25 protein-coding genes, 1 tRNA gene and 3 pseudogenes are annotated in these 25448 nt (G+C 56.8%); 22 read left to right on the top strand and 7 right to left on the bottom strand.

Translation table 11 applies throughout. The features are described 5' to 3' along the window. The first annotated feature begins 40 nt into the window (after window positions 1–40). The 6 genes and pseudogenes from JCM25354_RS08565 to JCM25354_RS08545 all read left to right on the top strand — a co-directional run bounded on the left by JCM25354_RS08565 (window position 41) and on the right by JCM25354_RS08545 (window position 5321). On the top strand, window positions 41–256 hold the full coding sequence (locus JCM25354_RS08565) for a hypothetical protein (RefSeq protein WP_148301450.1): 216 nt from the start codon (window positions 41–43) through the stop codon (window positions 254–256). 28 nt (window positions 257–284) lie between these two features. Continuing rightward, window positions 285–1567, top strand: a pseudogene (locus JCM25354_RS17730) (KUP/HAK/KT family potassium transporter); the annotation flags it as partial. Then, entirely contained in the window at window positions 1565–2155 is a 591-nt protein-coding gene (locus JCM25354_RS23735; protein WP_408734984.1) for a KUP/HAK/KT family potassium transporter, read from the top strand. The pseudogene JCM25354_RS17730 and the gene JCM25354_RS23735, both read left to right, overlap by 3 nt. 82 nt (window positions 2156–2237) lie before the next feature. After that, complete coding sequence (locus JCM25354_RS17725; protein ID WP_051537308.1) at window positions 2238–2573, top strand: hypothetical protein; 336 nt, start codon at window positions 2238–2240, stop codon at window positions 2571–2573. A gap of 159 nt (window positions 2574–2732) precedes the next feature. Next, on the top strand, window positions 2733–3959 hold the full coding sequence (locus tag JCM25354_RS17720; protein ID WP_025885706.1) for a glycosyltransferase: 1227 nt from the start codon (window positions 2733–2735) through the stop codon (window positions 3957–3959). Window positions 3960–3992: 33 nt separating this feature from the next. Then, the gene (locus tag JCM25354_RS08545) at window positions 3993–5321 is read left to right on the top strand and encodes a lipopolysaccharide biosynthesis protein (protein WP_025885705.1); all 1329 of its coding nucleotides are present in this window, start codon (window positions 3993–3995) and stop codon (window positions 5319–5321) included. 39 nt (window positions 5322–5360) lie between these two features. On the opposite strand, the gene JCM25354_RS08540 is transcribed toward JCM25354_RS08545, so the two are convergent. After that, the gene (locus JCM25354_RS08540; protein ID WP_025885704.1) at window positions 5361–5603 is read right to left on the bottom strand and encodes a hypothetical protein; all 243 of its coding nucleotides are present in this window, start codon (window positions 5601–5603) and stop codon (window positions 5361–5363) included. Between the two features lie 296 nt (window positions 5604–5899). Between JCM25354_RS08540 and JCM25354_RS20150 the strand changes: the two genes are divergently transcribed. From JCM25354_RS20150 to JCM25354_RS20685, 8 genes and pseudogenes are all read left to right on the top strand, one after another. After that, window positions 5900–6715: an MFS transporter gene (locus tag JCM25354_RS20150; protein WP_051537307.1), complete on the top strand. Its 816-nt coding sequence runs from the start codon at window positions 5900–5902 to the stop codon at window positions 6713–6715. After that, window positions 6664–7014: a hypothetical protein gene (locus JCM25354_RS21365; protein WP_159103470.1), complete on the top strand. Its 351-nt coding sequence runs from the start codon at window positions 6664–6666 to the stop codon at window positions 7012–7014. Before JCM25354_RS20150 ends, JCM25354_RS21365 begins: the two co-directional genes overlap by 52 nt. Beyond that, complete coding sequence (locus JCM25354_RS21360; RefSeq protein WP_051537305.1) at window positions 6978–7190, top strand: hypothetical protein; 213 nt, start codon at window positions 6978–6980, stop codon at window positions 7188–7190. The genes JCM25354_RS21365 and JCM25354_RS21360 overlap by 37 nt, the downstream gene beginning before the upstream one ends. Before the next feature lie 64 nt (window positions 7191–7254). Further along, window positions 7255–8424 (top strand): SLC13 family permease, encoded by a 1170-nt coding sequence (locus tag JCM25354_RS17710; protein WP_159103469.1) that lies wholly within the window; start codon window positions 7255–7257, stop codon window positions 8422–8424. A 175-nt stretch (window positions 8425–8599) separates the two neighbouring features. After that, window positions 8600–10008: pseudogene (locus JCM25354_RS17705) on the top strand (DUF2252 domain-containing protein). A 199-nt stretch (window positions 10009–10207) separates the two neighbouring features. Next, window positions 10208–10522, top strand: a complete 315-nt coding sequence (locus JCM25354_RS08520) for a DMT family transporter (protein ID WP_025885703.1) — start codon at window positions 10208–10210, stop codon at window positions 10520–10522. A gap of 110 nt (window positions 10523–10632) precedes the next feature. Next, window positions 10633–11007 (top strand): GlcG/HbpS family heme-binding protein, encoded by a 375-nt coding sequence (locus tag JCM25354_RS08515; RefSeq protein ID WP_025885702.1) that lies wholly within the window; start codon window positions 10633–10635, stop codon window positions 11005–11007. A 364-nt stretch (window positions 11008–11371) separates the two neighbouring features. Then, window positions 11372–11692: a hypothetical protein gene (locus JCM25354_RS20685; protein ID WP_199899933.1), complete on the top strand. Its 321-nt coding sequence runs from the start codon at window positions 11372–11374 to the stop codon at window positions 11690–11692. A 189-nt stretch (window positions 11693–11881) separates the two neighbouring features. Here JCM25354_RS20685 and JCM25354_RS08510 read toward each other — a convergent pair. Continuing rightward, a tRNA-Arg gene (locus JCM25354_RS08510) sits at window positions 11882–11958 on the bottom strand. 97 nt (window positions 11959–12055) lie between these two features. Then, complete coding sequence (locus JCM25354_RS17700; RefSeq protein WP_051537303.1) at window positions 12056–12940, bottom strand: alpha/beta fold hydrolase; 885 nt, start codon at window positions 12938–12940, stop codon at window positions 12056–12058. Window positions 12941–13258: 318 nt separating this feature from the next. On the opposite strand from JCM25354_RS17700, the pseudogene polA reads away from it, so the two are divergent. The 3 genes and pseudogenes from polA to JCM25354_RS08490 all read left to right on the top strand — a co-directional run bounded on the left by polA (window position 13259) and on the right by JCM25354_RS08490 (window position 18320). Further along, a pseudogene (polA, locus tag JCM25354_RS17695) lies at window positions 13259–15992 on the top strand (DNA polymerase I). A 3-nt stretch (window positions 15993–15995) separates the two neighbouring features. Further along, window positions 15996–16619 carry an SCO family protein gene (locus tag JCM25354_RS08495; RefSeq protein WP_025885701.1) on the top strand — a complete coding sequence of 208 codons (624 nt, stop codon included), beginning with the start codon at window positions 15996–15998 and terminating at the stop codon, window positions 16617–16619. Then, complete coding sequence (locus tag JCM25354_RS08490; protein WP_025885700.1) at window positions 16620–18320, top strand: ABC transporter substrate-binding protein; 1701 nt, start codon at window positions 16620–16622, stop codon at window positions 18318–18320. It abuts the gene before it with no gap. Window positions 18321–18330: 10 nt separating this feature from the next. Here JCM25354_RS08490 and JCM25354_RS08485 read toward each other — a convergent pair whose 3' ends face one another. Continuing rightward, window positions 18331–19512, bottom strand: coding sequence for an acyltransferase family protein (locus tag JCM25354_RS08485; protein WP_025885699.1), 1182 nt, complete (start codon window positions 19510–19512; stop codon window positions 18331–18333). Between the two features lie 232 nt (window positions 19513–19744). Between JCM25354_RS08485 and JCM25354_RS08480 the strand changes: the two genes are divergently transcribed. Then, window positions 19745–20110 carry a hypothetical protein gene (locus JCM25354_RS08480; protein ID WP_148301448.1) on the top strand — a complete coding sequence of 122 codons (366 nt, stop codon included), beginning with the start codon at window positions 19745–19747 and terminating at the stop codon, window positions 20108–20110. Between the two features lie 215 nt (window positions 20111–20325). Here the strand turns inward: JCM25354_RS08480 and purD are convergent, their stop codons facing one another. Further along, on the bottom strand, window positions 20326–21582 hold the full coding sequence (purD, locus tag JCM25354_RS08475; protein WP_025885697.1) for a phosphoribosylamine--glycine ligase: 1257 nt from the start codon (window positions 21580–21582) through the stop codon (window positions 20326–20328). A gap of 58 nt (window positions 21583–21640) precedes the next feature. On the opposite strand from purD, the gene xseA reads away from it, so the two are divergent. Both xseA and JCM25354_RS08465 read left to right on the top strand, forming a co-directional pair. Then, window positions 21641–23080 carry an exodeoxyribonuclease VII large subunit gene (xseA, locus tag JCM25354_RS08470; protein ID WP_025885696.1) on the top strand — a complete coding sequence of 480 codons (1440 nt, stop codon included), beginning with the start codon at window positions 21641–21643 and terminating at the stop codon, window positions 23078–23080. Then, window positions 23077–23442 carry a hypothetical protein gene (locus tag JCM25354_RS08465; protein WP_025885695.1) on the top strand — a complete coding sequence of 122 codons (366 nt, stop codon included), beginning with the start codon at window positions 23077–23079 and terminating at the stop codon, window positions 23440–23442. The genes xseA and JCM25354_RS08465 overlap by 4 nt, the downstream gene beginning before the upstream one ends. A 263-nt stretch (window positions 23443–23705) precedes the next feature. Here JCM25354_RS08465 and JCM25354_RS20135 read toward each other — a convergent pair whose 3' ends face one another. Together JCM25354_RS20135 and JCM25354_RS20130 are read right to left on the bottom strand one after the other, a co-directional pair. Beyond that, complete coding sequence (locus tag JCM25354_RS20135) at window positions 23706–23939, bottom strand: hypothetical protein (RefSeq protein WP_051537302.1); 234 nt, start codon at window positions 23937–23939, stop codon at window positions 23706–23708. Between the two features lie 14 nt (window positions 23940–23953). Then, window positions 23954–24439, bottom strand: a complete 486-nt coding sequence (locus tag JCM25354_RS20130) for an alpha/beta hydrolase family protein (protein ID WP_051537301.1) — start codon at window positions 24437–24439, stop codon at window positions 23954–23956. A gap of 130 nt (window positions 24440–24569) precedes the next feature. Between JCM25354_RS20130 and JCM25354_RS08455 the strand changes: the two genes are divergently transcribed. Further along, window positions 24570–25301, top strand: coding sequence for a hypothetical protein (locus JCM25354_RS08455; protein WP_025885694.1), 732 nt, complete (start codon window positions 24570–24572; stop codon window positions 25299–25301). Then, complete coding sequence (locus JCM25354_RS20680) at window positions 25274–25435, top strand: LytTR family DNA-binding domain-containing protein (RefSeq protein WP_084294685.1); 162 nt, start codon at window positions 25274–25276, stop codon at window positions 25433–25435. Before JCM25354_RS08455 ends, JCM25354_RS20680 begins: the two co-directional genes overlap by 28 nt. Window positions 25436–25448 lie beyond the last annotated feature (13 nt).

The raw sequence follows: 25448 nt of genomic DNA, 5'->3' as shown, positions 1-25448 counted from the left end.
TGAGTTGCTGCCAGCCCTTGGCGGGGTTATGGAGAAAATTATGACAAATGATGAACTGATCGCCCTCGTATCCCTTAATGGCGATGACGCCACCTACGACGCCCGTCTCTCCGGCTACGATATTACTGTGCCGGTACGGATCGAGGGAGGCGACGGGCACTACATCATCAAGCATCTCGTCAAGCCCATGTATTTTTCCGGCGCGATGATCATCGACGTCAAACTTCTGGACGCCGACGCCTCCCATCACGAATGAGAGCCGGGGCATAATAACGGGGAGCCGTATGGCCGAGGAACACAGGAAGGTACTGCCAGGCGCACTGGCAGCTCTTGGCATCGTTTTTGGTGATATCGGAACCAGCCCACTCTACACCCTTCAGACCGTGCTGAACGACACAGGCTCGACAGACCGGGTAACCCTGCTCGGCGGATTTTCCCTTCTCGTCTGGACCATGATCCTTGTTGTCGCCGTCAAATATGCGACGGTCTCATGCGCGCTGACAACAAGGGTGAAGGCGGTATTCTTGCCCTGTTCTCACTGGTCGGGGGCTCCTTCGGCAAGCACTGGTACACTCGCGGCACATTGCTGGCAGCAGCCGGTCTTTTCGGCGCAGCCCTTCTCTATGGCGATGGCGCCATTACACCCGCGATTTCGGTGCTGAGCGCGATCGAGGGTATCGGTGTGGTTACGAAATCGCTGCAACCCTATATCCTGCCGATTGCGGCGCTTATCCTGTTCGGGATCTTTGCCATTCAGCCTCTCGGTACGGCGCGTATCAGCGCCGTGTTCGGCCCGGTCATGCTGGTCTGGTTTCTCGCTCTCGGCGGAATTGGACTGAGTTCGCTGATGCATGATCCGTCCGTACTGATCGGCCTGGATCCACTCTACGGTTTGCGTTTTCTCTATGAGCACGGTGCGAACAGCCTAATAATTCTTGGCGCCGTATTTCTCTCCGTCACGGGTGCTGAGGCTCTCTATGCGGATATGAGCCATGTCGGACGTCCAGGCGTGCGTCTGGCTCTGGCCGTCGTGGTGTTGCCCATGCTGGTACTGAGCTACGCCGGACAGACTGCTTTTCTGGTCAGTCACCCGCAGGTGAAAGACAATCCGTTTTTTGCTTCCATGCCGCATGGGCTCGTTCTGCCTATGGTGGTACTAGCAACTTGCGCGACCATCATTGCCAGTCAGGCCATCATCACCGGAGCCTTCACCCTTACGCGTCAGGCCATGCAGCTCGGGTGGTTTCCAAGCCTCAATATTCGTCAGACCTCGGACAGTGAATACGGCCAGATCTACGTTTCTGTTGTGAACTGGATGCTGATGGTGGTGACCTTGCTCATCGCGTTCAGTTTCAAGAGTTCGGATGCCCTTTCGGGTGCCTATGGAACGGCGGTTTCCACCACCATGCTCATGACCACACTTCTGGTATTTGATGTGATGCGTGAACGCTGGGAGTGGCCTCTGTGGAAGGCTTTGCCGATTGCGTTGTGTTTTGCGGTAATCGATGTGGCATTTTTTGTGGCCAATCTGCTCAAGATCGACAAGGGTGGTTATGTGCCCCTTATGATCGGGCTGTTCATCTATATTATCATGACGACCTGGCGTCGGGGTATCATTCTGCTGCGTGCCGGTCTCGCGCCTCTTGGCGAGCGTGCAGACAAGGTGTTGAAGAAGCTGCGCAACGGTGAACTTATCAGAACACCGGGGGCTGCCGTTTTTCTCTCACGTTATGAAAGCGCCCTGCCGCCTATCGTCATGCGGCATGTTGCCGATTTTCATTGCCTGCCAGAGCAGGTCGTGATTCTGAATGTCAAGTTTGATACCGTACCGCGCATTCCGGCCGATGAACGCATGACCACCAAGGATCTTGGCAACGGGATCTGGCAGATCAATGTTGTTTTCGGTTTTGTCGAGATTCCCAACCTTTATTATGTGCTCGGTCAGGCCAAGGAGCAGGGATGTAGCCTCGATCTCGACAAGCTCGTGTTCTTTGCCGGGGATGATGATGTGGTGCCTGATCTCAAAAAACCCAAGATGATTGCGCCACGCCGTATCCTGTTCGGCTTTCTTTACCGGAATGCCGTGCGCGCCTCTGATCGTTTCACTCTGCCACGTGAGCGTCTGGTCGAAATCGGCCATCAGGTTGAAATCTGAACCCGACCCGGTTTTCTGTCTTCTTGCAACAGCATGTCCCTCCGCTTCCAGTGAGGGGCTTCTGCTTATGAGGAATTCTACTATGCGTCCATTTCTCGGTTTGTCCCTGTTAACCCTTGCTGTGGCAGCGCCGCTTGCTCATGCCGAACCGGGTGGGTGCCTGAAATACGGCGCGGCTGGCGCTGTTGGCGGACATCTGGTCAATCATGGCGTGATCGGCGCCGTTGGCGGGTGTGCGACGGGCATGTACAAGCGGCACGAATACCGCAAGGAAGCCCGTGAAAAGGCGGCGCTTTATGACAAAGAGCACCCGGGCGCCAAAGGCAGCTATGAGGAGAAGGCCACGGCCTATGACGTCGAGCATTCGACCCAGCCGGGTAAATCAGCATCTTCTGATGCGCCTGTTACAAAAGACTGAGAGAGCTGCCCACGGTATCGACATATTCTTTCCCTGCAAGCTGACAATGCTGGCGGGGAAGTAAATAGACTGTAACCGACAAAGTAACGTATTGTATCCCATATCAAACTGTGACAATCAGATCGTCTCTTTTCCTGCAGGCCGGAACGACTGATTCCTATGTCCGTCATTACCTCCATTGAACGTGGTCCGGCGGTATTGGCGCCACGGTCGGTTGCCATTGTGCTGCGTGATTTCCGTCTTGGCGGCAGCGAGCGCGTGGCTATTGGCCTTGCCAATTACTGGGCGTCACGCCAGATCCATGTCACGCTTGTGGTCGGTTGTGCAGAGGGACCACTCAAGGCGCTTGTACAGCCCGGTATTGACGTCATTGATCTGGCGCTGAATTCCGGTCTGGGGGATACACGACTTGTCTGGGCTCTCGCGTTGCGCGCCCGTGCGATATTGCGACAGGGACAGGTAGAAGCCTGCTATGTGCCCGGCAACAGTCACTGGCCGGTTATTCCGCTGCTGAAAACCTTTTTGTCTGGGCCGGTCCCACGTATTGTGGCCCAGGTCAGTTCGCCGGTCTGCCGTGCCAGCCGCTCGCGTCTGGCCCAGAAAGGCTATGACTGGCGCATGCGCTGGTTGCTTGGGAAGGCTGATGTCATTACGACGCTCAGCGATGATCTGGCCCGTGAAGCACGCAGGATCATCGGGTGCTCCCGTGTTGAGGTGGTGCCTTTGCCAGCGCTGTGGGATGAAGGTCGTCCCTGCGCGGTTGCAGAAGGTGAAATGACGATTCTTGCTGCAGGACGTCTGGTGCCGATCAAGGGATTCGATCTGCTGATCGACGCCTTTGCCATCGTTGCCAGACGCCATCCAGCCGCGCGGCTTGTCATTTGCGGAGAAGGGCCGGAACGGCAGGCGCTTGAGACGCGCATTGCCGGAGCAGGCCTGACGGATCGAGTGACCCTTACAGGTTATGTGCCAAGTATACGGCCTTATCTCGATAGGGCACGCTTGTTTGTTCTCTCGTCTCATTGCGAGAGCTTCGGGGCAGTGCTGGTAGAGGCCCTGGCGGCAGGCCGACAGATCGTCTCGACCCGATGCTCACCTGTGGTGGATAAGCTGGTCACCTGTCCCGGGGCCGGATCCAGTGTGCCGGTGCGGGATGTTCCTGCTCTTGCCGAGGCGATGGGCCAGATACTTGGGCAAACGCCTCCTGAGTGCGAGGCGCTTGCCCGTATTGTTGCGCCCTATCATGTGTCCTGCGGGGGAGAGGCTTTTCTTTCTCTTCTTCATGCTTGCGAACATGACAACCGCCGGGCGACAAGCCAGATGAAAACCGGCCAGGCTCTCGGGTTTGCCATAAACCATCCTGGTATTTCGGGTCGGGCCCTTTGACAAAACGGCACCGGCGCGATTTTTTGCCATCCCATGGCTTCTGAACAACGCTCGGCGCTGCACCGTATTTTCAGCAATACCGGATTTCTCATTTCCAGCCGGATCATCAATGCAGTGTGCAGCTTTGCCTACGTCGCATGGGCGGTCCATGCGCTGGGTCTGAAAACGTTCGGTGTGCTCCTGCTGATTACGACTTTCGTGACCCTGGTGTCAGATATGACGCATCTGCAATCATGGCAGACCCTGCTGCATTACGGTGCGTCGGCATTCGAGGCACGTGATCGTCGACGTTTCATGCCGATATTGGGGTATTGCATCCGCTCGGACATGATCAGTGCGACCATCGGTCTTGCTGGAGGGGTCGCGGTGATTGCTCTGGCAGGAACGTCTTTTCTCGGCTGGTCTGATGTCGTCAAACGTGATGCAAGCTGGATGATGCTCACTGTTGCCTTCATGAATACAGGCTGGTCCACCGGTGTGCTAAGGCTGAGCAATCGCTTTGGTCTGGCAGCATTGTTCGATTTCGGCTCGACCTGTGTAAGGACGCTTGGCTATCTGATCGGATATCTGTGCCATGCACCGCTCGAATTCTTCCTGTTTATCTGGTTCCTGCATCAGTTTGCTCTCTTCCTGCTGACAAGCCTTGGAGGATTGGTTCTCATGCGTCGTCATATGGGGGCTGATATGGGGTTGGTCTCTGCACTGCTGACACCGTCGGAAACCTCAGGCATCTGGGGTTTTACGCTCAGGGTCAGCGTCAACCAGATTCTTGATGCCCTGTTCCGCCAGGGGGGGACCTTGATTATCGGTGCCATGCTGGGCGCACGTGATGTTGCGATCTATCGTGTTACAAAGCAGATCTGCGATGGACTTGCCAAACCGGCACAGATGATGATCCCGAGCCTTTATCCCGAATTCGTCCGTTTCCGTGACAGCCAGAACTGGAGCGAACTGCGTCATGTCACGCGTCGACTGGCGATGGTCATTCTGGGATTTTCGGTTCTTGCTGTTCTGATTGCCCTGTTCGGTGGCAAGGCGATCCTTCATCTGATGCTGCATGACAGCTTTGATCATGAGGAGCTTATCATTCTCCTTATGGTGTGCAGCGCGCTGCTCGAAGTCTGTATCATCCCGCTCGAGACGCTGTTGACTGTCATGGGGCGTCTGGCCGCCATTCTCAGATATCGCCTAGCAGTTATCGCGCTTTATTTCGGTATACTGGCCGGTCTGCTTGCTCTTTGCGGGGTGACGGGAGCAGCTTTGGCCAGCGTGGTCTGTTCCGTGCTGATTTTTGTTATCTGTCTTGTGTTGGCGGCTCGATGGATATCGCCTCGTTATGCGGCGCATCACGGGGAGGCATGATGCGCTCTGGCCATGGGCCCGTCTGATGAGTCCGCCGGGTCAGGGTGATGTGGGATCGCGGTCAAGAGGCAGCATCAGAAGGGTAGCAAGTCCGAGGCAGACCGGAATGAAGAACACGCCCAGCAATTCGCTACTGCCCTGCGTGTCCCGGATGATTCCAAAGGCCCAGCGCTGGTCCGGGTAGAAAAACAGTCCGACATGGGGCGTGAAGAAGGGTCTGGCCAAGCCGATTGCGGCAATGACAAGACAAATCGGCCAGCATGCCATGCGCACGAGAAACATCCCGATCTTTTCCTTTGCCTGCAGAAACGGCCCGTCTGGCTTGCACGTCTGTCGCGTCTGTCATGTAGGGCCGTTACCGGAAGATAAAAAAGCAATTGCACGGAACGCCCGGCCACGCCAACACGTTTGAGGCGGGATCGATGGCGGCTTTTGCTTATCCAGCACTTTTCTTCATGGGGCAGAGTCTGGAAGATCACGCCGTATCCTGAGCCTGTATACCTGACAGGCCTCGATGAACCGGTTTCAGCAACTACAAGAACGTCCTGTTTTTTCCTGACCGAAATGGTGAATGCTCCGTGACTATTGTTTCATCATCGACAGAGAAGAAAAAACAGGGGACGGAACGAACGCCTTCTCCCCGAAGCATCACGGGGCTCGATGCCACGAACTTCTTTCTGGCTGACGTGCAGGGAGGGGTCGGACCTTATCTGACGGTCTATCTCTCCAGTGCGCGTCACTGGCAGGCAGGGCCGATCGGTATTGCCATGGCCATGGCGGGTTTTGCAGCCGCTGCCTGTCAGATTCCCGCCGGATTGCTGGTTGATTCCAGTCTCTACAAGCGTGCTCTGGTGGCGATCTCCGCGCTTGTAACCGCCCTGGGGTGTCTGCTTATCGTTTCTCTGTCGGGTATGGCGCCGGTTCTGGCGGCGCAGATCATGATGGGAGCGGCGGCGGCGGTGATTCCTCCTGCACTTTCCGCCATATCGCTCGGTCTGGTCGGTCGGAAGAGACTGCCGGGACGTATAAGTCGCAATCAGGGTATCAATCACTGCGGTTCGTTTCTGTCTGCCATACTGGCGGGAGTTTGCGGACAGTATCTCGGCCTCAACTGGATTTTCTATCTGGTATGTGGCTCAGCCATTGCCAGCGCCTGTGGTCTGATGCTCATTCGCCCGACTGAAATCGACCAGAAGGTTGCTCGCGGAAGTGAGGATGAGTCGAATGAGGCCCCAATGCCGATCGGGCGTCTCGTTGCACAGCGTCCGGTCTGGGTATTTCTGGGAGCGATCATCCTGTTTCATCTCGCAATGCTGCCATGCTTCCTTTTGCTGCGCAGGTCATGGCGAAGAGCCATCCCAATGCTGAAGCGGTCACGCTCAGTGCCTGCGTGATTGTCGCGCAATTCGTCATGATGATTGTGGCCTGGGGTGTCGGGCGCGCCATGGCCCATGGTATTGGGCGCAAACCGATCTTCCTGCTCGCTTTCATGATCCTTCCGATACGGGGCCTGCTTTTTGCCTGGCTTGATGCGCCATCTGCCATTATTGCCATCCAGGTTCTCGATGGTATTGCAGCCGGTATTTTTGGCGTTATTGCATTATCATCGCTTCCGATCTCACGCAGGGCACGGGACGTTTCAACTTTCTGCAAGGTATGGTTGCACTGGCGGTCGGTATTGGCGGCGGGCTGAGCAATCTGATCGGCGGGTATATTGTCCAGTACGAGGGTTATCGCGTGGGCTTTCTGTCCCTGACGGTTGTTGCGGCGCTCGCTTTTCTGTTTTTCCTGGGTTTCATGCCTGAAACGCGGGAGCCGATAACCACGCCCAGGCCTCCCTGCAACCGGGCTAGGGACCGGATGTCATGAATGAGATCCTGCTCTGGGGACTTTGCGCATTTGCCGTTATCGGCTGATTTTTCGTCCCTGGCAATTGCCGGAGGCCCTCTGGACGTCTCTGGCAGCTCTGGCCGTTCCGATACTGGGTATCTGCAGCTGGCATACGGCCGGTCAGGCTGTGATATCAGGGGAGGAAGTCTATCTTTTTCTGTTCGGGATGATGATCCTCAGCGAAATTGCCCGACAGGAAAAGCTCTTTGACTGGCTGGCAGCATCCGCCCTTGTTCATTCAGGGGGATCGGAGCTGAAGGTGTTTCTCATTATCTTTGCTGTAGCAATCTTTACTACAGCGTTTCTTTCCAATGACGCGACAATCATTCTTCTGACCCCACCGGTCATTGCCGTGGCCAGAAAAGCCGGAATCGATGCGTTTCCGTCCCTTCTGGCCTGCGCTTTCGTGGCCAATGCAGCAAGCTTTCTTCTGCCAGTCAGTAATCCGGCCAATCTCGTCCTCTATGGCGGGGCACCGCCAGGCCTTTTGTCCTGGCTTGGCCGGTTCTTTCTGCCGTCCGTTCTGGCAATCCTGATCAGCTTTGTTCTGCTCTATCTTCTGGTGCGGCGCAGGATCGATAGTCGTTTCGACGAGAAGGGAGAGCTGCCCGGTCTCGACCCGGTCGCGCGTTTTACCGCAATAGCCCTGTTCGGTGTGATCGCGCTGCTTACCCTGACATCCTTCCTGCATGGATCTCTCGGTCTGGTCACGGCGCTGAGCGGGACAGGGCTCGGCGTGGTCGTTACGATGTTGCGTCGCAGATCACCCTTTCCGGCACTGGCGGAGATTTCATGGTCGGTCTTTCCTCTTGTGGCGAGTCTGTTCGTGCTGGTCTTTGCCGTCGAACAAAGTGGTCTCCTGCAGAAGCTTTCCCTGTTTGTTCTGTCTTTCGGTCATGGAGTTACAGCTGTTCTGGTGACGGGCTTCGGGATCGCCATTCTCAGCAATCTGATCAATAATCTGCCCTCGGGCCTCCTTGCGGCACAGCTCGCCCCTCTTCTGGTATCTCATGACCCTACCTTGCGGGATGCGCTTCTCGTCGGGGTCGATCTGGGGCCCAACCTGACACTGAGTGGCTCACTGGCGACCGTGTTGTGGCTGATCATCCTGCGCAAGCATGATCTCGATATCAGTTATGGTCGTTTCATGGGGTATGGTGCATTGCTGACACTGCCTGCCCTTGCTGTGTCCTTGCTATGCCTAATTTTGTGAGATCCGGATTTTGTGAGATCCGGATTTTTCGTCTTTTGAGCCAGAACCGGGCTTTGGCCCTGATGGCATATCAGGGTATCTCCCGTTTCAGGGTTCTCTTGTGGGAATGCCCAGTCTGGCAGTCATTCTCTGACGGGCGGAGGATATGGATCCATCATCATGAGGCTGAACAGGCATGACTGAATTTTCTTCTTCCGGTTCCAGCATGGTTAGGCCGTCTTTCGAGACACGGCAGGAACGTCATGATCATGGCCGAACCCTGCGCAGGCTGGTCAGGCGTAGCGCTCACGCTGCCTGGACCCCTGCGCCGGATCGTGCTGACCCGGTCTCTCTGCTGATCGGACAGGGCAGGAGCCGCATCCAGGATCTGTTGCCTATTCGCTACGACCGTATGCGGGCTTCGCCTTTCGCGTTTCTGCGAGGGAGTGCCGTGGTGATGGCGGCCGATCTCGCTCAGACACCAGCGGCAGGACCAGTCGTACAGAGCTGTGGCGATTGTCATCTTGCCAATTTCGGCAGCTATGCCTCGGCAGAGGGGAGGGCTGTTTTCGATATCAATGATTTTGACGAGACTTATCCCGCACCGTTTGAATGGGACATCAAGCGTCTGGGGACGTCTTTTGTTCTCTCCAGTCTTGAAAGCGGGTCATCTGCCAGGCAGGCGCGACAGAACGCGTGGATTATGGTCAAGACCTATCAACAGGAAATGGCTCGTCTGGCCCCTATGAGCCCCTTGGAAATCTGGTCCGACCAGATCGATCTTGCTGCTGCCATTGAAGGTTTTTCGGATAAGCATACGCGCAAAAATATCAGCGCCCGTCTTGAAGCCCGACTGGAAAGCGCTCGTGATCATTTCGGTCTGGTTTCGTTTGACAAGAATATTCCCCGACTGAAGGTAAAGCCTCCTCTCGTTATGCGCCTGCCTGCGCGTGATGAGACTATCCGGGAGGCATTTGCCCGCTATATCGCTACCCAGCCACCGGAACGGGCGGTGCTTTTGTCGCGCTACAGGTTGCTTGATATCCTGTTCAAGGTGGTTGGCGTCGGGAGTGTTGGCACCTATTGCGCATCGGGCTGTTCTCGACGGCCGATGGAGAGACATTGCTGCTCCAGATCAAGGAGGCGCAGGAATCGGTTCTGGCGCCGCATTTGTCCGGTCCGGATTTTGATAATCAGGGTCAGCGTGTGGTGACAGGTCAGAGACTGATGCAGGCGAGCTCGGATACTTTTCTGGGCTGGACTCACAGCGAGTCTGGTGATCCGAACCGTCCGGTGAAAAAACTCGATGGGGCAAATCGTCAGTTCTATGTCAGGCGTTTGAAAGACAGCCGTCTTGCTGCCATCGGCGCTGATGTGGCGCAGGAGGGACTGGATGATTACGCAGCACTTTGCGGTCGTGCGCTGGCGCGTGCTCACGCCCGTTCCGGGGACGTGGCGATGATTTCCGGTTATCTCGGTTCAGGTGACAGCTTTGCCGAGGCGATTGTCACCTTTGCCGAGGCCTATGCCGTGCAGACGAAGCGTGACTGGAAAGACTTCAGGAAAGCGATAGAAGGCGGCATCCTTCCTGCCTCCACAACCTGAAAGTCATGAGGCTGTTATGAATGCAGCCGGGTAACTCCGCGTTTCTGGCGGGATAAGCCATAATCTTCTGTAAAGCGCGTGCCTCGTTGAAACGAGTGACTTTCCGAATTATGCTGTCAGGGCAGCGACGACGTTCCTGCCTCCAGAGGAGATTCAAGACCGGGACGGCCCGGCGGAATACCGGTTCTGGAGGCCTGTCATGGCGTGGGTTATTCTTTTTCTTGCTGGTCTGAGTGAAATCATCTGGGCTTCTGCCATGAAGCAGTCTGCGGGTTTCACCCGTTTCATGCCCAGTCTGGTGACTGTTCTGGGTATGGCGATAAGTGTCGCTCTACTGGCCTGGGCAATGAAGACACTGCCTCTTGGCACCGCCTACATGATCTGGACCGGTATCGGTGCCCTTGGCGCTTTTGTGGTGGGTGTCGTCATGTTTGGCGAAATCCTAAGCCCGGTTCGCTTGCTGGCGGCGCTTCTTATCCTTTCCGGGGTCGTTCTGATGAAGCTATCCGCCTGAAGTCTGAAATCTTTCCGCTTGCCAGATACTCTCTGGTCGTCACCTGTGCATGATGCACAGTGCGCGCGATCAGCGCTGGCAAAAGTCATTGATCCCAGGCGGAGCCTCCGATGCACCTCAGCACAGCCCTTTCCTATATTGATACTGCTCTGGCTCTGGCCCGTAAACGCAATGTGCGCGTAGCGGTCGCCGTTGTGGATCACGCGGGCCATCTCGTTGCTTTCAAGAAGGATGACGGCACACAGTTGGGGAGTATCGAACTTGCGCTCATGAAAGCCCGCAGTTCAGCCCCTTTTGTCCGCCCGACTGAAGATCTGGAAACAGCGCTTCACGCCGGAAAGGCGATGATCGCCACTCTGCCAAATGTTCTTCCGGTAGGGGGCGGTGTTCCTATTTTCATGAACGGCACGATGATCGGGGCGCTGGGACTGAGTGGAGGAGAAGGCGAAACCGACGCAAGACTCGCCGAAGCGGCTATTCAGTAAATCCGATTGAAATGGAATGGTCCGTTAGGGTCAGCATGAAATGACGGACCTCTGGATTTTCCCGGATCCTTGATGGCTTGCTCTTTAGTGTAGCGTAATTCCTTTGTTGTCTGTTCTCGGCCGAACAGGTTATGTATTCAGGATGCTGGCATTCAGTAGTGCAGGATCTTGCTGGCATTCCGGCGAGGCCTGTACGGCGCGCGGGTGTAAAAAGCAGATAAAGATCTTATAAAAAACTCATGAAAAACCACTATAACTGGACGCTGATCATCGCTGCCTGCTGCAGTCTCTTGGCCGCGTTGCTGCATCTGGCTGCATCTGGTTTGGGCCTAGCTGGTACCGCACGCTGGGCGCTGGCGAAGCCATGGCCCAGATGGCTGCCGCCGGTGATTTGTATCCGACCTCAGTTACCTTGATTATTTCTGCTATACTTGCGGTCTGGGCTACCTATGCACTGTCTGGTGCGGGTGTTTTGCCGCCACTACCATTTCTGCGAATCGCTCTTTGCGCCATTACAGCGTTTTATCTTTTGCGAGGCGTTGTGTTCGAGCCCATGCAGGTCTGGTTTCCCGGTCGAAGTGCGAGTTTCTGGGTGTGGAGTTCGTCTATCTGCTTCATTATTGGTGTAATCCATATCGTGGGATTACGGCAAATATGGACCCTGTTTCCGAAATATAATTCATAAATATAAATAGAATTTTGTTACGTTAATTGTTTTATTTATTGGAGTTTAATTCTTATTACGGTTGATCGTAACGGAATTTACACTCTTATATTTGACAATACATTTTAGTCTCAATGGAAGATGCCGGGTTCATTCAGGGAAGTATGCTGGATTAACCGATAGCAGGTCTGATTGAAATTTTCGGAAAAATGGCGGACCCGAAAGGATTCGAACCTTCGACCTTCGCCTTCGGAGGGCGACGCTCTATCCAGCTGAGCTACGGGTCCCGCTGGATCGCTTCATACCCAGAATTCCTGCAGCGCGCCAGTCCCAAAATCTGTACCATCCCTATTCGCCTGATCGGGCTTGGAAGGGGCAAAGCCTTCACGGCGCGAAATGTCCCGGATCACCCGCCATCCAGGCTGCTGCGGCTATATCGCCTCCTGAGGGTAAAAAGTGATCGGGATAAAGGATCCAGGAGGCAATATCGCTTGTGGCATTGCGTCCATTGCGATCGCGTAGCAGCAGATGATGGCCGCCCGGTATCAGATCCCGTCGTGCCGAGGCGGGAAGCCGCTTCCAGAAAGCGGCCATGGGCGGTGCCGGGATCATCTGATCCTGATCCCCATAGAGTACGAGAAGGGGAAGTCGGACATGAGATGCGGCGTTCTGACCGCTGGCCATCAGCCTGACGAGACCACGCAGCGTGTCCAGCCGGAATTCGTGCAGGGTCAGAGGGTCGAAATAAAGACGGCGCAGGGCAGCAAGATTATTCGTCGCGATATGCTCGCCAGGCACATGGGCACCGGTGAAAACCCAGTCGGGTGCGATAACGTCGAGCCCATCCAGCACAAGCCGGGAGAAAAGGTCAAAACGCCAGATAGCGGGTGATATCAGAATGACACCACTGATCGCGTCCCGCGGTGGGGCTGTGGCCAGCAGGGTCGCGACAGCGCCGCCCATGCTCTCTCCCATGAGATAGAGAGGCAAATCAGGATGGCGCGAATGAACCCATTCCATCTCTTCGCGGGCATCCTGCACCATACGCGCGGTGCTGCTCCAATGGCCTCGGCTGTCTGTTTCACCAAACCCGCGCAGATCAGGGGCAATGGTCTCGATACCCGCAGCCGCGAGTTGCGGGGCCGAAAACTCCCAGGCATCGCGACTGTCGCCAAAACCATGCAGGGCCAGAACTAGAGCACGTGGCCGGCCAATGGCAGGCCAGACGCGCATCGGCGCATCGGTGCCATCGGAGAGTGCAAGATGCATACTCGCAGGATGAGTGCGGCTTCATGTCCACGTGCTTGCGGGGTGTGTCTGACTTCCGGAGGTGTGCAGGCCGAGAGGAAAGGAAAGAGGAGCGCCATCATGGCTGCGCGTAGCAAACTCTGCAAAGACACACGGCAGCGGTTTGAATGCGGGCGGAACTCTCGTATCATTGGTTGAGTATTGCGTCCTCCGGGCGCGCTGGCCAGAGCAGGGTGCCATATGGCGGTCATATCGAGACCGGTCATATCGGGAGCTGTGAGGGATCAGACCCATGAAGGAGACGCTGTTCTTGTTGACCTCATTCCGATCGGTTGCCGCATGAGCGCTACGCCCCATCTCGTTCTCGTCGATGGCTCGGGCTTCATTTTCCGTGCCTTTCATGCGCTTCCGCCCATGAGCAGCCCCGAGGGTGTGCCGGTCAATGCCGTCTTCGGCTTTACCAACATGCTTCAGCGCCTGCTGCGCGATCATGTCGGCACCCATCTGGCCGTGATTTTCGATGCGGGTCGTCATACGTTCCGCAACGAGATCTATCCGCAATACAAGGCTCATCGCCCCGAGGCGCCCGAAGACCTGCGCCCGCAATTCTCGCTTATCCGCGACGCGACAAAAGCGTTCAACGTGCCCATGATCGAACTGTCGGGTTTCGAGGCCGATGACCTGATCGCGTCCTATGCCGACATTATCGAAAAAACAGGCGGCCGCTGCACTATTGTGTCGTCAGACAAGGATCTGATGCAGCTCGTGACCGAGCGCGTGTCCCTGCTTGATCCGATCAAGCAGAAGCCGATCAGGGCGGAAGAAGTCGAGGCCAAGTTCGGCGTGGCGCCGGATCGTGTGATCGATGTGCAGGCGCTTATGGGTGATCCGACCGATAACGTGCCTGGCGTGCCCGGAATCGGCCCGAAGGGGGCGGCGCAGCTCGTTCAGGAATTCGGCGATCTCGAGGCCATTCTGGCTGCTGCGCCGACCATGAAGAAATCCAAGCGCCAGCAATCGCTCATCGACCATGCCGAGGCTGCCCGTATCTCGCTCAAGCTGGTCACGCTTGCACGCGATGTCCCTTTGCCCGAACCGGTCGACGCTCTGGGATGCCGTGAGCCTGAAGGCGCGGTGCTGCGCGAGTTTCTCGAGAAGATGGGGTTCCATTCGGTCATCCAGCGCATGGGGCTCGGGGCGCTCGCCACACCGCGCGCCCAGGCTGCGCCAGATCCGGTGGCTGAGGGCGACAAGCCGTATGGTTCCTATGAGACCATCCAGTCTCTCGAAACGCTTGAAACCTGGATCGCGCGCGCACGCAGGACAGGCTATTTCGCTTTCGACACCGAGACAGACAGTCTCAATGCCCGTCAGGCTACGCTGATTGGTCTTTCTCTGGCAACCGCACCGGGCGAGGCCGCCTATGTGCCGTTGCGCCATGAGGGAACGCTGGAGCATCCGGCTGGCGGGCAGCTCGAAGCCAAGGCGGTTCTTGATGCCCTGCGTCCTCTTCTGGCCGATGAATCGGTGCTGAAGATCTTCCAGAATGCCAAATACGACCTGCTTGTTCTGGCCCATGCGGGCATCGACATCGTTACCCCCATCGATGACACGATGCTCATTTCCTACGCCCAGTCGGCAGGGGAACATGGTCAGGGCATGGATGAGCTGTCACGACTGCATCTGGCGCATGACCCCATCTCCTATGACAGCGTGACGGGCACAGCGCAATCGCGTACCTTTCGCTCAGGTGCCGATTGCCCGCGCTACGGAATATGCGGCAGAAGATGCCGATGTGACGCTGCGCCTGTGGCTCAAGCTCAAGCCTGCCTTGCGAGAGCATCAGGCTCTGGCGCTGTACGAGACGATGGAACGCCCGCTGATCATGATCCTGAAGGATATGGAGCAGGCAGGTGTAAAGCTCGATGCTGCTGAACTGCGTCGTATGTCGGCGGATTTCGGCAGTCGCATGGCCGAGATGGAAATCGAGATCCATCAGCTTGCCGGGCGCAGCTTCAATCTGGGCTCACCCAAGCAGCTTGGTGAAATCCTGTTTGATGAAATGAACCTGCCGGGTGGCAAACGGACCAAGGCCGGAGCCTGGGGCACAGACTCCTCCGTCTTGCAGGAACTTGCCGATGCCGGACATGAATTGCCCTCGCGTATCCTGTCATGGCGCCAGCTGGCCAAGCTGAAATCAACCTATGCCGATGCATTGGTGCAGCAGATGGATGCGCGCACCCATCGCGTCCATACGTCGTTTCAGATGGCGATCACCACGACCGGGCGCCTGTCATCGAACGACCCCAATCTGCAGAATATTCCCATCCGCACAGAAGAGGGCGGTCGTATCCGCCGCGCCTTTATTGCCGAGGAAGGCTATGTGCTGGTTTCTGCCGATTACTCCCAGATCGAGCTGCGCCTGCTCGCAGAGGTGGCCGATATCGGCCCGCTGAAGGAAGCCTTCAGGCTGGGGCAGGATATTCATGCCCGCACGGCATCGGAAGTCTTCGGTCTGCCGCTTGAAAACATGGACCCGCTGACCCGTCGCCGCGCAAAGGCCATCAATTTCGGCATCATCTACGGTATTTCCGCTTTCGGTCTGGCGCGTCAGCTCGGTATTCCGGCCGGAGAGGCGCGTCGTTATATTGACGCCTATTTTGCCCGCTATCCCGGTATCCGTGACTACATGGATCGTACCAAGGATCAGGCCAAGCGTGATGGCTACGTGACGACCCCGCTTGGTCGTCGCTGCTATGTACCCGGTATCAATGAAAAGAATGGTGCCCGACGTGGCTATGCCGAGCGTCAGGCCATTAATGCGCCACTCCAGGGTGGGGCGGCAGATATCATCAAGCGCGCTATGGTTCGTCTGGTCGTGCGCTTGCCACAAACCGGGCTGGACGCCAGAATGTTGCTTCAGGTGCATGACGAATTGCTGTTCGAGGTGCGCGCCGATCAGGCTGAGGCGCTGGCAGAATTCGTTCGTACCGAGATGGAACAGGCCGCGACATTGAGTGTGCCGCTGGTTGTTGAAACAGGAATTGGCTCGAACTGGGCGGAAGCACATTAAACGATGAACAACAAGAACCTCCGCAAGATCTGGACACCGACGCGTATCGTGATTGTCGTCCTTGTCCTCGCGCTCGCCCTGAGCTGGCGTGTCTACCGTCTGTCTGAAAAATATGGCGAGAGTGTTTCGACACAGGGTAACGAGATTGGTGGCAGTTATCGCCTCGTGGCACTGGGTGAGGGCAATGTCACCGAAGGGGATTTCAGGGGAAACTGGGTACTGGTGTGGTTTTTCGACACGCATTGTCCCAAGACCCTGTGTGGACCTGTCCTGAAAACGATGAGTGACGCCAAGAAGATGCTGACGCGTGAAGGCATCAAGCTGGCGCCCCTGGCCATCACCCTCGACCCGCTTCACGATGAGTCCGATGATCTCAAGAAATATGCCCTGCCACTTGGCGATCATGTGGTGCCACTCACGGGCTCACCTAGCATGATCGAAAAAGTAGCCAGGGAATTTCATGCACCCAATGAGCTGGTGAAGGGGGATAATGATGTCAGCTATCATATTCCTGCCCCGCGTATTGTGATCATGGATCCGCAGGGCCGCTACGCTGGTACCATCGACTCAACGGCAGGAACCGAGGCATTGGTGACGCGCATTCATCAACTTGCGCATCGTGGCTGAATGAACGCGCCGCGCTCTCTACTGGCTGGAAGACGCGGCGTCGTTTTTCTGTCCCTGCTGGGACTGGCAGCCGTGTGCGTATCTGCGCAAGCGGAACCTGACCTTAATGGTGGCGTGACGCAAGGCAGCCCACATCGTGGGGGGACGCTGCATCTGACCGCTGATGCCCCCGGCGGCACGCTCGATCCCCAGATCAATTATACCAGTGAATATATCCAGCTTTTTGTGAATATGTATGACGGGCTGGTGACCTATCGACAGGCCGATGGCACCCAGGGGCTCGAAGTCGTGCCTGATCTGGCCGCCTCCCTGCCGGAGGTCAGTGCTGATGGTCTGGTGTGGACTTTTACCCTGCGTGACGGAATACACTTTTCGAACGGGGCGCCTGTCACAGTCGATGATGTCGTGGCCTCGCTCAGAAGGCTCTATCGCGTCGGTAGCCCTACCGCAGCGTCATTCTATGGTGCCATTATAGGTGCCAAAGCCTGTCTGACTGATCCAGACCATTGCGTGCTTGAAGGGGTGACGGCTGAGGCCGGGACGCACCGCATCACCATCCGCCTGAGCGCCCCGGATGGAGAGTTTTTGCAGAAACTGGCTTTTCCACACGCGGTTATCCTGCCCAAGGACGCTCCACAGACGGAATCAGCCCTTGTTCCTCTGCCGGGAACAGGTCCGTATCGCATCACGGCATATGATCCCGCGCATCAGCTTGTCATTGAGCGCAATCCGTATTTCCGGGTGTGGAATCCGCAGGCCCAGAGCGAAGGTTATGTCGATCGTATAGTCTATGATTTCGGATTGTCCGATGAGGCGGAAGTCACGGCAGTCGAGCAGGGCCAGTATGACTCCATGCTTGATGCGAAACCGCAGGACAGACTGGGCGAGCTGGGGGCAAAATTCACCGGTCAGGTTCATCTCCAGCCCTTGCTTGGCCTTTATTATCTGGCGCTCAACGTGCATGAGCCTCCGTTTGATTCGCTCGAAGTGCGACAGGCGATCAATCATGCGGTTGATCGTCACGCCATGGCCATTCTTTACGGTGGAGCGGCCATAGCCGAACCGCTCTGTCAGATCGTACCACACGGTATCAGTGGCGCTGATATTCCCTGCCGTTTTGGCAAGTTGGCGCCAGATGGTCTGTGGTCAGGGCCGGATATGGAAACCGCCCGTGCGCTTATCCGTAAAAGCGGTCAGGCCGGGCGTCGCGTCATACTGATTGTGCCCAATCAGGCAATTGGTATGGGCATGGGGGTGTATCTGCGCAACATGCTGCAAAGCCTTGGCTTTGTGGCCAGTGTGCGTCCTATGACGCCCGCAACGGCAGAAGGCTACGCACGTAATTCGGATAATCATGTCCAGGTCAGCCTTGCTTACTGGTATGCCGATTATCCGTCACCCTCGACCTTTCTGGATGCGCTTCTGGGGTGTGACAATGCCCGTCTTCATACCGACAGTGCGACCAATGCCAGTGGTTTCTGTTATCCGCCTCTGCAGTCGCTGATGGAGCGTGCGCGCAAGAGCCTCGATCCGCGGGTAACAAAAGCCCTGTGGGAGCAGGCGGGAGAGATGGCCATGCAGCAGAGCGCGCTCGTCCCTCTGATCCAGATGCGTTATGTCGATTTCGTTTCGAAGCGTCTGGGCAATTATCATTATTCCCTGCTCAATCATATGCTGCTCTCACAGATATGGGTGCAGTAACCCCCGCTGGTCAGACCGGGGCAGGGGTACTGCGGATACGGGCAAGCCAGGCGAGAAAAAACCTGTCGAGCGGGCGTGAAAAATAACGCTCCACAATGCGGCCCAGCGCAGAAGCAAGAAGCAATACCGGCAGGAAAAGTACCCATCCCCGGTTCTGTCCAAGACCCAGCCAGTGGGCCAGCCCGATAACAGGCAGAACGACGAACATATGGCTTAAATAGATTTCGTAACTGCGCTGTCCCCAGCGACGGAGCCAGAGCGTTCCGCTTTGTGTGATATGCTGCCCCCAGCCCTGGGCAAAAGCCCCGATGGTAAGCGCGATGGCACTGTTGAAGAAAAGCGTGCTCCCCCATGATAATACAGACCATACGGCGCCGCCCCAGAAGAGATAGACGAGCATGGCTGTCATGCCGACCCATCCTCCGAGCACGGTGAAGAGCCTGCTGCTTTGATGTGATACCCTGTTGAGGAGCAGAGCTGTCACGACACCGGTTGCGATGGCACAGACTCCTGGACCATAGGCTTTCTCCTGCCAGATCTCGGATGCATCTCGTAAAGACCAGTCGCACAAGGGGGCTGCAAGGGCGAGAAGCAGAGCGCAGAGCAGCAGACCATGACGACTTCTTCCGAGAGTCAGACACAGAAACGGAAAGACCAGATAGAACAGTTCTTCAACAGAGAGCGACCAGAGCACGTCCCAGCAGGCAGGCAGATAAGTGGTGCGGGCCTCATAGACATTCAGACACATGAACAGCGCTGATAACACAGCGCCATGCAGGCTCTGATCCGGTGTTTCAGGAACGAATCCGGGTATGCCAAGCTTCCAGAGGAGCGATGCAATGCCGGTCAAAGCCAGCAGACAGGGCAGAATGCGCGCGGCGCGACGGCTCATGAAGCCGACAAGATCAAGCCGGGCAGGGGTTCTCCAGCGCAGCATGATATGACGCGTGATAAGAAAGCCGGAGATGACGAAAAATATCGTCACTCCTTTTGGTCCGTCCCAGGTCAGCGCTCGCAGAATGTTCACGGGCAGAACATATGTGAGATCCGTGTGATGCAGCGGAAAGCACAGCGCCAGATGATGGATGACCACGAGCAGAATGGCGATGCCACGAAGGCAGTCGATGCCGCTATTGCGTGTTTCGGCCTCAACAGGAGCGGCGGATGAGGCCTTTGCTACCGGAAGGATCATGAGAAATGCGGCAGCTCCATACAGCCAGTAATGATCCAGTTATCACATGTAATAAAGGTGTGAGTGCGGCAGCGTCCTGTGCCAGAGCCGTAATATTATCTGAAGAGTATGGTCAGCAATTTGTGAATGTGATTCCATAACATCAACAGAACGTGAAAAAAGATTTAATTAACATTTTTGGTGCTACGCTCCGTGTTGTCGTCGATCCTATCACGACAATACGGAGTACAGGATGATGCAGCCTACGCTCATGGCGGTGTTTGACACCGCCCGTCATGCCCAGATCGCTGTTGATGATCTTCTGGTATGCGACATTCCGTCTGAAACCATTCATCAGTATCGGCTCGCCACAGGGGCGGAGCCCGATGCAGTCATCAAGCCCGAGAACGAGGTTCATCGGCCTATGGGGGCCTGGGGGTGGCTGATCAATGACCATCCACCTCCTGGGGAGAGTCGCACGCGACAGGAGACCCTCTACCGTGAAAGCCGCCTTCGTAACGAGCCGATGGTGGTAACAATAGAGATGTCGCCCCATACCGAGGGCAAGATACGCAGGATCCTCGGCGATCATGCTCCACTGCAAATCAGCGGAACCTGATACATCTTCCTTCCAGGAGAGAGCCCATGAGAGCACGTCGACTGAAAAAGAAAATCAAATGGACCCGTCGTAACCGGAGCCCGAGATCCCTGTCGAAATGATGGTTGCGCCCGTGTCGGAACGGGCGCTGTTACCGGCTTGTGAGTTTGCCGCGCTCCCGGATTTGCCCAAAGAAAAGGGAATCAGGGCGCGGCATCCGAACTCGGCGGAAGTATTCAGAGGCCGATATCGCGTCTGAAAATACCATCAGCCCATTCAATGGCCGCTACACCCTCATAGGCGCGTGCTCGGGCTTCAGCAGGGGTGGCGGCTTTAGCGCAGACCGTCAGTACGCGACCGCCCGATGCCACGAGGCTGTTATTCTGCAAAGCGGTACCGGCCTGGAACACCGAAACGCCGGGCACGGCTTCGGCACGCGCAATCCCACGAATGGCTCCGCCCTTGACGGGGGTTCCCGGGTAGCCCTTCGCTGCAAGAACAACCGAGACAGAGGCTTCATCTGTGAAGCAGATCGATGCTTTTGCGAGCTGACCTTCAGCAAGCGCCTTGAGTGTAGGCAGAAGGTCGGACTCGAGGCGGATCAGTAAAGCCTGTGCTTCAGGGTCGCCGAAGCGCACATTATATTCGATGAGTTTCGGGCCTGATTTGGTCAGCATTAGTCCCGCAAAGATGATCCCACGAAAAGGTGTGCCGCGTCGGACCATCTCGGCCAGCATGGGACGCACCATGATATCGAGCGCCTGTTCCTGAGCGTCACGGCCAAAATGCGGTGGAGGAGAGATGGCGCCCATGCCTCCCGTATTGGGGCCTGTATCACCCTCGCCAATACGTTTGTGGTCGCGCGCAGCGCCGATCAGCACTGCTTCTCCATCCGAGCAGAAAGCAAAGAGCGAAACTTCCTGACCGACAAGACATTCCTCGATCACGATGCTCGCCCCGGCCTCGCCAAAGCTGCGATCAGTGAGAATGTCGATAATTGCGGCTTCAGCTTCTTCCAGCGTCTGGGCCACGATCACACCCTTGCCCGCTGCCAGACCGTCAGCCTTGATAACGATCGGGGCACCGCGACGACGTACGAAGGCGAGAGCAGGTTCTGCCTCTTCAAAACGCTCCCAGCGGGCCGTGGGAATGCCAGCAGCATCGGCTACATCCTTTGTGAAGCTCTTGCTGCCTTCAAGCGCACTGGCTGCCTGGCTCGGGCCAGCGCAGGCAATGCCCTCGGAGACACAGAGATCGCTCAGACCAGCGACCAGCGGGGCTTCCGGGCCCGGCACGACAAGGTCGATTTTCTGCTCTTTTGCAAAGGCGACAAGGGCCTCGACATCATCAGCGGCAATCGGCACCAGCGTGCCGAGCGGAACCATGCCCGGATTACCGGGGGCGATAAACAGCACCTCAAGCTCGGGAGAGCGGGAAAGGCAGGCCGCAAGGGCATGTTCACGTCCACCTGATCCGACAAGTAACACCCGCATTGTCATTCTTCCTGTTCTGACTGGTCCTAGCCCGCGTTCCGTAGCATAGACTGGGCATATGAGCGAAAACGATCAAAGCGCGGGCGGCAACGTTCCCGAATATTCGGTCAGTGAGATCTCGGGTGCGATCAAACGCACACTTGAGGGCAATTTTGGCCGTGTACGCGTACGTGGTGAGATTACCGAACTCAAACGCTATCCTTCGGGTCATGTCTATCTCTCGCTGAAAGACCAGGGAGGCAAGATTTCAGGCGTGATCTGGCGTGGTTCAGTTTCACGTCTTGGTATCGTGCCTGAAAACGGCATTGAGGTGATCGCAACAGGACGCGTTTCTGCCTATGGCGACCGATCAAGCTATCAGTTGGTTATTGACCAGATGAGCTTTGCCGGTGAGGGCGCGCTTCTGGCCAAGATTGAGAAGCTGCGCCAGAAACTGCTGGCTGAGGGATTGTTTGACCCTGAACGCAAGAAAAAAATTCCGTTCCTGCCAGAGCTGATCGGCCTTGTGACCTCGAGCCGGGGTGCCGTGTTGCATGATATTCTCACCACACTTTCGCGACGTTTTCCGCGCCCGGTCCTTGTCTGGCCGGTTGCGGTGCAGGGGGAGGGGGCAGCAGCTCAGATTTCTGCCGCCATCGAGGGATTTGCGACCTTCGGGGAGCGCCCCGATCTTCTGATCGTCGCCCGTGGCGGCGGCTCCCTCGAAGATCTGATGGCATTCAACGAGGAAAGCGTTCTGCGCGCAGTGGCAGCCTGTCCCATTCCGCTTATTTCGGCTGTCGGACATGAGACCGATACCACCCTGATCGATTATGTCTCCGATCAGCGTGCGCCGACACCCACAGCGGCTGCCGAAATGGCCGTGCCACTGCGCTCCGAGATGGTGGCCGATCTTGCTCATCGTGGCGCTCGCCTGGCCGGAGGTCTTTCACGTCATCTGCAACTGGCACGGGCGCGTACCGAGCAGATGAGCGCACGCTTGCCCGATCTGCCGGGTCTTCTTGAAACGGCACATTTCAGACTTGATGAACGGGGACAGCGTCTTGAACTCGCCTTGCCCATGGTGGCTTCACGTGCGCGTCAGCACCTGATGAGCCTGGAGGGGCGTATGCCTTCCGCAGCGCATTTTCTCGGGCAGAAACAGGCCGGTCTTGGTCTGGCTGGCGCCGCCCTTGCTGCCGGAATAAGGCATCGCATGCAGCAGGAACGTGCGGGGTTCACCCATGCCCGGCTGGGTACCGAGTCACTCAGGGCCCGCATCGGGCTTGATCGCGCACGATTAGCCGGCATTGTCGGACGGCTGGAGGCGGTTTCGCCAGAGGCCGTCTTGGCGCGAGGCTATGCCCTGGTGCAGGATGGTCATGGAAAACCGGTGACGACAGCTTCCGGGCGATCGCGTGGGGGTGCAATCACCTTGCGTTTTGCAGATGGTACCCGTCAGGGAAGGCTTGACCCTCTGGGTGCGGAAAAGAAAGAACAGGGGGATCTTGGCTTATGAAGCATCTTTATCGTACTGGCCTCGGCGCCGGTCTGCTGTGTATGACGCTGACCGCAGGATGTGCGGATACCACTGCATCCCGGCCGGTTACACAGGCGCAAACACGCCTGCCGCCTCAGGATTTTGCGCCGGGCATGACGACAGAAACGCCGCCTGCCAATGCAGCGCAATTGCTTAATGACCCTTCAGCCCCGGTGAACACGCCGCTTTGCGGTGCGGTCCAGCAGGAGACAAACCGTATGGGGGGGCAGGTCTTCAGTGACGGATTGGCTTCCGGCAGTTCCTGCCCGCAGAATGCCTGTTTCAATCCGCTGACAGGGACCTATATCGCCGCCACCGGGGCCCCAAGCGTCTGCCGCTGAGCGATGAAGAATGACCACGTTTCTAGTCGCTCAGAGGGCGTAGCGTCTCATTGAAAAAACGTTGTAATTCTGCATTGAATTCTGTGTGAAACCGGGTGCGATCGAAGGAGGAGTTACTCTGACAGATCGGCAAAGTCTCGGATCCGCGTCGGCACGGGGCAAGAAAATCGAAATGTCCTGCTCCGGAGACCAGATGACTTTCCGGAACACGGGGCAGGGCATCGCGTATGGGCTCGACTGAGCTCGGTGAAGGCAGGATCTGATCATCGGGCCTGCCAGAGCTGGATAGCCGTACGCACATGAGCAAGTGCCTGATGGTCCATCGTGAAGCCGAGTGCAGGGGCGGCTATAGCTGCAGCCTTGATACGATGGTCAGTCAGATCAGGCAGATCAGCCTTTGGCGGGGTGTTGCTTCTGGCAATGAGTCTGCAGGTAAACTGGCCTGGCTGAGCTTGGCACCATGGTCCAATGCGCGAGAGAACCGGCCTCGCGCCCACGGACAGCAGAACCGTCAGCCCCCTGAGGAAAAGCCAAAAGCGCCGATACGATGTTGATCCAGCCTTGATGCGTTCGGCCATTGATGAAGCATGTAGTCAAGGGCGGCGCTCAGGGCATGCGTTCTGCCTGCCAGGTCCGTGGACCGGGATTGGTCATGCCAGTTATCGCCTGGCTCTGTCAGCGCCACCACGACATAACCTGCTTTTGCCAATGCCGCAGCCGTGTCGAGATGGCTGGTCCATGATCCGCCTGTACCATGGGAAATAACGATGAGTGCCCGGTCACGGCCTCTGACAACGCCATCGGGAATACAGTCCTGTTCATAAGGACTCAGATTCTGATGCCGAGGGATACCCTGGCTCGGATACCAGATGCCAAGTTCCAGCCCGTCTGACACGATAAGATGCTGGCAACCCACAGAGCTGCCCTGTGCATGAGCAGGGCCTGTCAACAGGGTGAGGAGTGAAAGGCAGAGACAAAGGCGTAAGGCAAGCGGCATGAAAGCTGGACTCCTGAGAGGAAGAATGTCCACAAAAGCGGGATTTAACTGAACGGCCAGCGTCATTTCGTGAATGGGCGAATGGGTGAAAGTGCAACCTGGCAAGGACGTTTTTTCAGAAGGATGTACTATGGAAGCAGCGGAGAAGCGTGGCACGGAGTCTGCTCGGCAGCAGCGCACGCCTGTACGGAATGCAGGTGTCAGTCTGTGGCAGAGGCGTCATTACGGGCTGAGAGCCGTCTGCATCGCTGCATTGGGGGGAGCGTTCTTCGGCCTTCTCGGGCCTTATGGCAGTTATCTCAATTCTGGACCTGTCTTGCGTATTCTTTATTGGGTGACATGCGCCGTGATGGGGATCGGGCTTTATGCAGGGCCTCTTTTTTTCCTGCGACATATCGGTTGCATGGCGCAGGGTATGAAATTCTGGTCCGGGGTTATCGGGCTGGTCTGTGTGCTGAGCCTGCTGCAGACGATCATGAGCCGTGATCTTGCCCTGTCGATCTGGCCTGAGCTTGCCCATCATCTCCCGGGCTGGTGGCGATGGTACGGGCAGGTATTACTGATTGCCCAGCCATGCGTTGTCTTTGTCATTTTTGGCTTGAGGCGAGGTCATTGGGTATCCGGCAAAGTTGGGGAGACTGCTCCGGCCAAAATCGCTGAGGGGGCAAGTCCAGTCATGCTACCGATAAGAATTGCCGATGACTATCCGCGACCGGAAACCATTCTGGCTTTGCAGATGGACGATCATTACATACGCTGTCATCAGTTTGACGGCTCGAAGCTGGTTCATGGCGTATTCCGTGAAGCCTGTTGCGCCAGTCCGGCTGTACCGGAATGCAGGTTCATCGTTCATGGTGGGTAGCCCGAAAGGCTCTTGTCGGCTGGGAGGGATCTTCCAGAAGCCTGCGCCTCATCCTCGTTAACGGCATAAAAGTACCCGTGTCACGCGCCCATGTGGCGCAATTGCGCGCAGCGGGCTGGCTTGAAGCGCCCTGACCCGTCTGGTGGA

This window comes from Asaia prunellae JCM 25354, from assembly GCF_000613885.1.
GTDB classification, from domain to species: Bacteria; Pseudomonadota; Alphaproteobacteria; order Acetobacterales; family Acetobacteraceae; genus Asaia; species Asaia prunellae.
The sequence above is the reverse complement of the archived record's forward strand: the minus strand, read 5'-3'. Positions and strand labels throughout refer to the sequence as shown.

Coding starts and splice junctions, on each gene's coding strand:
- JCM25354_RS17720 (WP_025885706.1), top strand. CDS start 2,733: ATGTCCGTCATTACCTCCATTGAACGTGGTCCGGCGGTATTGGCGCCA.
- JCM25354_RS08515 (WP_025885702.1), top strand. CDS start 10,633: ATGCACCTCAGCACAGCCCTTTCCTATATTGATACTGCTCTGGCTCTG.
- JCM25354_RS08465 (WP_025885695.1), top strand. CDS start 23,077: ATGAAGCATCTTTATCGTACTGGCCTCGGCGCCGGTCTGCTGTGTATG.
- JCM25354_RS08540 (WP_025885704.1), bottom strand. CDS start 5,603: ATGTTTCTCGTGCGCATGGCATGCTGGCCGATTTGTCTTGTCATTGCC.
- JCM25354_RS08485 (WP_025885699.1), bottom strand. CDS start 19,512: ATGATCCTTCCGGTAGCAAAGGCCTCATCCGCCGCTCCTGTTGAGGCC.
- JCM25354_RS20680 (WP_084294685.1), top strand. CDS start 25,274: ATGCAGGTTCATCGTTCATGGTGGGTAGCCCGAAAGGCTCTTGTCGGC.
- JCM25354_RS17700 (WP_051537303.1), bottom strand. CDS start 12,940: ATGCATCTTGCACTCTCCGATGGCACCGATGCGCCGATGCGCGTCTGG.
- xseA (WP_025885696.1), top strand. CDS start 21,641: ATGAGCGAAAACGATCAAAGCGCGGGCGGCAACGTTCCCGAATATTCG.
- purD (WP_025885697.1), bottom strand. CDS start 21,582: ATGCGGGTGTTACTTGTCGGATCAGGTGGACGTGAACATGCCCTTGCG.
- JCM25354_RS21365 (WP_159103470.1), top strand. CDS start 6,664: ATGGCGAAGAGCCATCCCAATGCTGAAGCGGTCACGCTCAGTGCCTGC.
- JCM25354_RS08480 (WP_148301448.1), top strand. CDS start 19,745: ATGATGCAGCCTACGCTCATGGCGGTGTTTGACACCGCCCGTCATGCC.
- JCM25354_RS08520 (WP_025885703.1), top strand. CDS start 10,208: ATGGCGTGGGTTATTCTTTTTCTTGCTGGTCTGAGTGAAATCATCTGG.
- JCM25354_RS21360 (WP_051537305.1), top strand. CDS start 6,978: ATGGTTGCACTGGCGGTCGGTATTGGCGGCGGGCTGAGCAATCTGATC.
- JCM25354_RS08455 (WP_025885694.1), top strand. CDS start 24,570: ATGGAAGCAGCGGAGAAGCGTGGCACGGAGTCTGCTCGGCAGCAGCGC.
- JCM25354_RS08490 (WP_025885700.1), top strand. CDS start 16,620: ATGAACGCGCCGCGCTCTCTACTGGCTGGAAGACGCGGCGTCGTTTTT.
- JCM25354_RS20130 (WP_051537301.1), bottom strand. CDS start 24,439: ATGCCGCTTGCCTTACGCCTTTGTCTCTGCCTTTCACTCCTCACCCTG.
- JCM25354_RS08495 (WP_025885701.1), top strand. CDS start 15,996: ATGAACAACAAGAACCTCCGCAAGATCTGGACACCGACGCGTATCGTG.
- JCM25354_RS20685 (WP_199899933.1), top strand. CDS start 11,372: ATGGCCCAGATGGCTGCCGCCGGTGATTTGTATCCGACCTCAGTTACC.
- JCM25354_RS08545 (WP_025885705.1), top strand. CDS start 3,993: ATGGCTTCTGAACAACGCTCGGCGCTGCACCGTATTTTCAGCAATACC.
- JCM25354_RS23735 (WP_408734984.1), top strand. CDS start 1,565: ATGATCGGGCTGTTCATCTATATTATCATGACGACCTGGCGTCGGGGT.
- JCM25354_RS08565 (WP_148301450.1), top strand. CDS start 41: ATGACAAATGATGAACTGATCGCCCTCGTATCCCTTAATGGCGATGAC.
- JCM25354_RS17725 (WP_051537308.1), top strand. CDS start 2,238: ATGCGTCCATTTCTCGGTTTGTCCCTGTTAACCCTTGCTGTGGCAGCG.